The following is a 2,988-nucleotide window of genomic DNA, read 5'->3' as shown; positions in this document are numbered from 1 at the left end:
CTCAGGCAGTCAGGCCTTCTGGCTCCGTCAGGCCGTTTGCGCGGCAGCAGGCGGTTAGCGTGTTGGCCAGCAGGCAGGCGATGGTCATCGGGCCGACGCCGCCGGGAACCGGGGTGATGGCGCCGGCGCGGGCAGCGGCGCTTTCGTAATGCACGTCGCCGACCAGGCGGGTCTTGCCTTCGCCCTTTTCAGGTGCGTCGATGCGGTTGATCCCTACGTCGATGACAGTGGCGCCTTCCTTGATCCAGTCGCCCGGTACCATTTCAGGGCGGCCAACAGCGGCAACCACAATGTCGGCGCGGCGCACGACGTCGGGCAAATCCTTGGTGCGCGAATGCGCGATGGTCACGGTGCAGCTGTCACCCAGCAGCAGTTGCGCCATCGGTTTGCCCACGATGTTGGACCGGCCAACAACAACCGCGTCCATGCCCGACAGGCTCCCATGGTGGTCGCGCAGCATCATAAGGCAGCCCAAGGGCGTGCAGGGCACCATCGACTTTTGCCCTGTGCCCAGCAGACCCACGTTCGAGATGTGGAAGCCGTCGACGTCCTTGGCCGGGTCGATCGAATTGATCACCAGGTCTTCGTTCAGGTGCTTGGGCAGCGGCAGCTGCACCAGGATGCCGTGAACGGCCGGGTCATTGTTCAGCTTGTCGATCAGCGCCAACAGATCCTCTTCCGAGGTGTCCACGTCCAGCTTGTGCTCGTAGCTGTTCATGCCGACCTCGACGGTCTGCTTGCCCTTGGAGCGGACATAGACCTGGCTTGCCGGATCCTCGCCCACCAGAACCACCGCCAGACCGGGGGTGATGCCGTTTTCTTCTTTCAGCTTGGCCACATGCTCGGCCACCTGGCCCCGCACATTGGCTGCAAACGCTTTGCCGTCGATAACCTGCGCTACCATGTCTAGATCCCTTCGCTCAAATCCCACCTGCCGCATGGGCGGCGGTCAATCCACGCCGATCACACGTTCCTCGCGCGTGATCGACCAGTCAATCAGAATGCGCCACAGCTGTTCAGCCAGATCGGGGTCCATCCCCCTGTCCCGGGCAGTGGCGCGGACGTTCTGAACCACTTCTTCGACACGAGCCGGAATGCGTGCGGGCAAGGCTTCGCCCGGTTTCAGCTCGGCGGCGCGGTCGATGTATCCGGACCGGGTGACCAACAGGTCGATCAGGTGCCGGTCCAGCTGGTCGATTTCGACGCGCAACGCCTGCATCGAGGCGCACTCGCTTGGCGGTGTCAAAGAGGGCATTTAACAAACTCCTGCGGCCCGGAGGGTACCGGGCCGCAGAAACCGTATTTCAGGGCTTAGAACAAGCCCTCGATCTCACCTGCGTCATTGAGGCAGATGGTTTCGGCCGCGGGTTTGCGCGGCAGGCCGGGCATGGTCATGATTTCACCACAGACCGCGACGATGAAGCCGGCACCTGCAGACAGGCGCACCTCGCGCACCGGAACCGAATGGCCCACGGGCGCGCCGCGCAAGCTCGGGTCGGTCGAGAAGGAGTACTGCGTCTTGGCCATGCAGACCGGCAGGTTGCCGTATCCGGCGGCTTCCCACTCCTTCAGCTGGTTGCGGATCTTGTTGTCGGCCAGAACCTCGTCTGCGCGGTAGATGCGCTTGGCGATGGTGTCGATCTTGTCGAACAGCGACATGTCGTCGGGGTAGATCGGCGCAAAGTTGGCTGTGCCGCTTTCGACCATTTCCACGACCTTTTCGGCCAACGGAGCGGAACCTTCCGAGCCCAGCTCCCAGTGACGCGACAGAACCGCCTCGACACCATGGGTTTCGGCATAGGCTTTGACCGCATCAACTTCGGCGTCGGTGTCGGTGACAAAGTGGTTGATCGCGACCACAACCGGCACACCAAAGGATTTGAGGTTCTCGATGTGGCGGCCAAGGTTGGCGCAGCCGTTGTTCACCGCGTCGACGTTTTCCGCGCCCAGATCAGCCTTGGCAACACCGCCGTTCATCTTCATCGCGCGCACGGTGGCGACCAACACAACCGCGGACGGTGCGATGCCTGCCTTACGGCACTTGATGTTCATGAACTTCTCGGCACCCAGGTCGGCACCAAATCCGGCTTCGGTGACGACATAGTCGGCCACTTTCAGCGCGGTCTTGGTCGCGATGACCGAGTTACAGCCGTGCGCGATGTTGGCAAACGGACCGCCGTGCACAAAGGCCGGGTTGTTTTCCAGGGTCTGCACCAGGTTCGGCTGCATCGCGTCCTTGAGCAGAACGGTCATTGCACCTTCGGCCTTGATGTCGCGGCAGTAGACCGGGGTCTTGTCGCGGCGGTAAGCGACGATGATGTCGCCCAGACGCTTTTCCAGGTCCTTCAGGTCGTTCGCCAGGCAGAGGATCGCCATGACCTCGGAGGCCACGGTGATGTCAAAACCAGCTTCGCGCGGGAAACCGTTCGACACGCCGCCCAGAGACGCGGTGATGGTGCGCAGAGCCCGGTCGTTCATGTCGACCACGCGACGCCATGCGACGCGGCGGGTGTCGATTTCCTGCTCATTGCCCCAGTAGATGTGGTTGTCGATCATCGCCGACAGCAGCGAGTGGGCGCTGGTGATCGCGTGGAAGTCGCCGGTGAAGTGGAGGTTCATCTCCTCCATCGGCACGACCTGCGCGTAACCGCCCCCTGCAGCGCCGCCCTTCATGCCAAAGTTCGGACCAAGCGAGGCTTCGCGGATACAGATCATCGCGTTTTTGCCGATGCGGTTCAGGCCATCGCCCAAACCCACGGTGGTGGTGGTCTTGCCTTCGCCTGCAGGCGTCGGGTTGATCGCGGTCACCAGGATCAGCTTGCCGTCCTCTTTGGACTGGACAGAGTTGATGAAGTCCTGGCTCACCTTGGCCTTGTCGTGGCCGTAGGGCAGCAGATCATCCGAGGAAATGCCGATCTTGGCACCAATCTCCTGAATGGGTTTCTTGTTCGCCTCACGGGCGATTTCAATGTCGGATTTGTAGCTCAT

The 2,988-nt window shown here is 62.1% G+C and carries 3 protein-coding genes; all 3 read right to left on the bottom strand.

Annotation, left to right across the window (positions count from 1 at the left end; all coding sequences use genetic code 11):
- Position 1 precedes the first annotated feature (1 nt).
- On the bottom strand, positions 2-904 hold the full coding sequence (gene folD / locus TRM7615_RS25195; RefSeq protein ID WP_108792729.1) for a bifunctional methylenetetrahydrofolate dehydrogenase/methenyltetrahydrofolate cyclohydrolase FolD: 903 nt from the start codon (positions 902-904) through the stop codon (positions 2-4).
- 45 nt (positions 905-949) lie between these two features.
- On the bottom strand, positions 950-1,255 hold the full coding sequence (locus TRM7615_RS25190) for a chorismate mutase (protein ID WP_108792728.1): 306 nt from the start codon (positions 1,253-1,255) through the stop codon (positions 950-952).
- A 56-nt stretch (positions 1,256-1,311) separates the two neighbouring features.
- Positions 1,312-2,988, bottom strand: a 1,677-nt coding sequence (locus TRM7615_RS25185; RefSeq protein ID WP_108792727.1) for a formate--tetrahydrofolate ligase, incomplete at its 5' end; no start/stop codon positions are given.

This window comes from Falsiruegeria mediterranea M17, from assembly GCF_900302455.1.
GTDB classification, from domain to species: Bacteria; Pseudomonadota; Alphaproteobacteria; order Rhodobacterales; family Rhodobacteraceae; genus Falsiruegeria; species Falsiruegeria mediterranea.
Note: the sequence above shows the minus strand (reverse complement) of the source record. Positions and strands in the feature narration are given on the sequence as shown.